Annotated in this window: 5 protein-coding genes; 3 read left to right on the forward strand and 2 right to left on the reverse strand. The window is 68.9% G+C overall.

Going from position 1 to position 4,237, the window contains the following annotated elements:
• Positions 1–46 precede the first annotated feature (46 nt).
• From ACNPM4_RS04525 to ACNPM4_RS04535, 3 genes are read left to right on the forward strand one after another with little or no spacing between them, the layout of a single operon-like run.
• Entirely contained in the window at positions 47–523 is a 477-nt protein-coding gene (locus ACNPM4_RS04525) for a VanZ family protein (protein ID WP_448984840.1), read from the forward strand.
• The gene (locus tag ACNPM4_RS04530) at positions 520–1,275 is read left to right on the forward strand and encodes an HAD-IIB family hydrolase (RefSeq protein WP_448984841.1); all 756 of its coding nucleotides are present in this window, start codon (positions 520–522) and stop codon (positions 1,273–1,275) included. Before ACNPM4_RS04525 ends, ACNPM4_RS04530 begins: the two co-directional genes overlap by 4 nt.
• Before the next feature lie 52 nt (positions 1,276–1,327).
• Entirely contained in the window at positions 1,328–2,170 is an 843-nt protein-coding gene (locus ACNPM4_RS04535) for a DUF1295 domain-containing protein (protein ID WP_448984842.1), read from the forward strand.
• Between the two features lie 30 nt (positions 2,171–2,200).
• Here ACNPM4_RS04535 and ACNPM4_RS04540 read toward each other — a convergent pair whose 3' ends face one another.
• Together ACNPM4_RS04540 and ACNPM4_RS04545 are read right to left on the reverse strand one after the other, a co-directional pair.
• Complete coding sequence (locus ACNPM4_RS04540) at positions 2,201–3,460, reverse strand: alpha-hydroxy acid oxidase (RefSeq protein ID WP_029261044.1); 1,260 nt, start codon at positions 3,458–3,460, stop codon at positions 2,201–2,203.
• 10 nt (positions 3,461–3,470) lie between these two features.
• Positions 3,471–4,211 (reverse strand): FadR/GntR family transcriptional regulator, encoded by a 741-nt coding sequence (locus ACNPM4_RS04545; RefSeq protein ID WP_448984843.1) that lies wholly within the window; start codon positions 4,209–4,211, stop codon positions 3,471–3,473.
• Between the last annotated feature and the right edge of the window lie 26 nt (positions 4,212–4,237).

Genomic DNA, 4,237 nt, shown 5'->3' on the forward strand with positions numbered 1-4,237 from the left:
CCCCCCCTTCTCTGTATGGGGAACACGCAGAAGGGGAAGGGAAAGCATGGGGTCTCTGCTTCCGCCCCCGCGCCGGTTCACCCGCGTGTGGGCTCTCGCTCTCGGCATCCCGTTCCTCCTGGGCCTTGCGGCTCTCACCCTCACACCGTCTCGGGTCGAGCAGGTCATGCCCAATCTGCTCGATCTGACCCTCCACGCCGCGCACCGCCTCGGCTGGGATTCGCTCGACTTCACTCGACTCGAGATCATCGCGAACATCCTGGTGTTCGTGCCCGTCGGCATCCTCGCCTTCCTGTTGCTCCCGCGCCGGATCTGGCCCCTCGCCCTACTGGTCGGGCCGCTCCTGTCGCTCGGGATCGAGACCGCACAGCGTGTGGCCCTCCCCCATCGCGCCGCCACCGTCACCGACATCGTGGCCAACTCGACCGGCGCGTTCGTCGGTGTCGCGTTCGCCGTCCTCTGCACCCTGCTGCTCGCTTCACGACCCTCCCAGCGGCCACCTTCTAGGCTGGAGACATCATGACCGCGCCCACACTCGTCGCCTTCGATCTCGATGACACGCTCGCCCCTTCCAAGGGCCTGATCGACCCGCGAATCGCGGCGCTGCTGCGCAGCCTGCTGCGTTCCGTCGACGTCGCCATCATCTCCGGCGGCAACGAGGCGCAGTTCCGCAGTCAAGTGCTCGCACGCCTCGGCGATGCGGATGCCGCCGACCTCGCCCGCCTGCACCTGCTGCCGACCTGCGGCACCCGCTACCTCCGGTACGACGGCTCCGATTTCGCCCCCGTGTACGCGCACGACCTCAGCGACGAGGACAAGCACGCCGCGTTGACAGCGCTGCGCGAAGAGGCCGAACGCCTGGGACTGTGGGAGGCCGAGCCCTGGGGAGAGATCCTCGAGGACCGCGGCTCTCAGATCACGTTCTCCGCATTGGGGCAGCGCGCACCGCGCGAGGCGAAGCACGACTGGGATCCCGCGGGCACCAAGCGTGCGGCTCTGCGCGCCGCCGTCGCCGCTCGCCTTCCCGGACTCGAGGTCCGCTCCGGCGGATCGACATCCATCGACATCACCCAGGCCGGCATCGACAAGGCCTTCGGGATGCGGCAGCTCGCCGAGCACACCGGCATCCCTCTCACCGAGATGCTGTTCTACGGCGACCGACTCGACGAGGGCGGGAACGACTACCCGGTCCTTGCCATCGGAGTGCCGTCCGTGGCCGTCGACGGCTGGGAAGACACGGCGGAAAAGCTCGACGGTCTCCTGCTGACGCTCTGACCTCGGAGGCGTCCTGCGACGCTCTGTCGCGCCCTGGTCCTAACATGGCGTCATGGATGCCCTGCTGATCGTCGTCATCACCGCCGCGGCCGCCAGCGCCGTGTGCTGGATCCTCTCCCTGATCACACGCGACACCTCGTGGGTCGACCGGGCATGGTCGATCGTTCCCGTGGTCTACGTGTGGATCTTCGTGGCCGGCGCCTTCGCGCACGGCGACGGCTCCGTGCGTGTCGTACTCATGGGGGTGCTCGCGACCGCCTGGGGCGCACGCCTGACGTTCAACTTCGCGCGCAAGGGCGGCTACACGGGCGTGGAGGACTACCGGTGGGCGATCCTGCGCGGGCGCATGCGCCCGTGGCAGTTCCAGGTCTTCAACGTGCTGTTCATCATCGGCTACCAGATGACGCTGCTCGTGCTCATCACGCTGCCCGCCCTGGTCGCGGCCGAGCATCCCGCAGCCCTCACCGGGTGGGATGCACTGTTCGTCGCCGCGTTCCTCGCGTTCCTCATCGGCGAGACCGTGGCCGACCAGCAGCAGTGGCGTTTCCACCAGCGCAAGAAGCAGGCAGGCGGCACGCTCGCCCCGGGATTCCTGACGACGGGGCTGTTCCGCTTCAGCCGCCACCCGAACTTCTTCTTCGAGCAGGCGCAGTGGTGGGCGTTCTACGCGCTCGGGGCGACGGCTGCGGTCGCCGGCGGTGCGGGCTTCGTCGGCGGGGCGCTCAACCCGACCATCGTCGGTCCCGCCCTGCTGACGGTGCTGTTCATCGGGTCGACCATCTTCACGGAGTCGATCACCGCATCCAAGTACCCGGCCTACGCGGAGTACAAGCGCTCGACCTCGATGCTCATCCCGTGGCCGCCGCGTGCGCCCGCCGTGGCCCCGCAGTCCTGAGACGGAGAGGCCACCGCGCGGCCGCCGCGATCAGCGCGTGCGCGCCTCGGCGTTCGCGCGGGCGACCGGCACCAGACGGGTGAGCTGGGTGACGTGACCCGGCTCGAGCTCGGCCAGCGAAGAGACCCCCAGCAGCCGCATCGTGCGTTCGATCTCGCTGCGCAGGATGGCGATCGTGCGGTCGACCCCCTGGCGCCCACCGGCCATGAGCCCGTAGAGATACGCGCGACCGATGAGCGTGAAGTCGGCGCCGAGAGCGACCGCGGCGACGATGTCGGCGCCGTTCATGATCCCGGTGTCGATCATGACGGTGAAGTCGTCGCCGACAGCCCGCCGGACCTCGGGCAGCAGGTGGAACGGGATGGGCGCGCGGTCGAGTTGGCGCCCACCGTGGTTCGACAGGACGATGCCGTCGACGCCCGCATCACGCAGACGCACGGAGTCCTCGACGTTCTGCACGCCCTTGATCACGATCTTGCCGGGCCAGATGTCGCGGATGACGGCGAGGTCGTCGTAGCTGATCGTCGGATCCATCGCCGCATCCAACAGCTCGCCGACTGTGCCGCCGGTGGTGCTCAGCGACGCGAACTCCAGCTTGGGCGTCGTGAGGAAGTCGAACCACCACCAGGGGCGCGGGATCGCGTTGATGATCGTGCCGAGCGTCAGCTGCGGCGGGATGCTGAAGCCGTTGCGCTTGTCGCGCAGACGAGCACCGGCGACGGGGGTGTCCACGGTGAACTGCAGGGTGTCGAAGCCGGCCGCGGCCGCGCGGCGGGTGAGCTCGTAGGAGATCTCGCGATCACGCATCACATACAGCTGGAACCAGTTGCGCCCGTCCGGGTTCGCAGCCTTCACGCCCTCGATCGACGTGGTGCCGAGAGTGGAGAGTGTGAACGGGATACCCGCGGCAGCCGCCGCACCGGCTCCGGCGACCTCGCCCTCGGTCTGCATCAGGCGCGTGAACCCGGTGGGCGCGATGCCGAACGGCAGGGCCGACGGACCTCCGAGGATCTCGGTGCTCGTGTCGACATCGGGTGCCGGACGCAGGATGCCGGGGTGGAACTCGACGTCCTGGAAAGCCTGACGCGCTCGGGTGAGGGAGAGCTCACCCTCGGCCGCACCGTCCGTGTAGTCGAACGCGGCCTTGGGAGTGCGCCGCTTGGCGATCAGACGCAGATCGTCGATGGTCAGCGCGGCGTCGAGGCGGCGCTTGCGGCCGTCGAGCTCGGGCTTCTTGAACTTCATGAGATCGAGCAGTTCGACGGGGTTGGGGAGCTGGCGCTGCACCATGATGTGCCTCTCAGTTCTGGGGATGGATGTCGTTCTGGGGATGGATGTCGCGGGTGAGCCCCGCGGACGTGTAGTAGCCGGTGATGTGCGTGCGGACGAGGGTTCGAGCAGCCTCGACATCGGCGGCATCGATCGCGGCGACCAGTGCGTGGTGCTCGGCGCGGAGCCTGGTCGCCATCGCCGCCCAGTCCGGGATCGCCGCGACCCCCGCCTGCACGTAGGACTCGATCGAGGAGCGCAGGCCCCCCATCATCGCGGCGATGACCGTGTTCCCGCTCGCTTCCGCAAGCGAGAGGTGCAACTGGGCGTCGAGGGCGAGGAACTCCCCGGCGGACAGGCCGACGGCATCCATCGCCTCGAGCAGCTCGTGAGCGCGTGCGGTGTCGCGATCGGGCGAAGTGGCCAGGGCGGTGACGACCGCGTCTTCGAGGACGAGGCGGGTACGCACGACATCATCCAGCGCGAAACCCTGAGCCGCCACCTGCAGCCGCAGCAGCGCCGACATGCCGCCGGTCGGCGTGGCGATGACGATGGCGCCGGACTGCGGACCGGAACCGGTCGCGGTGCGGATGAGTCCCATCACCTCGAGCACGCGGAACGCCTCGCGGACGCTGGACCTGCCGACGCCGAGCTCGGTCGCGAGATCTCGCTCCGACGGCAGACGGTCACCGGGCCCGAGTCGGCCGTCGAGCAGGTCGCGCTCGATGTGCTCGAGCACGAGTTGCCAGGCGCGCGCCGGCTGGTCGCTCATCGATCCTCCTGTGGTCTGACCACAGG

This window comes from Microbacterium umsixpiens (assembly GCF_053543675.1).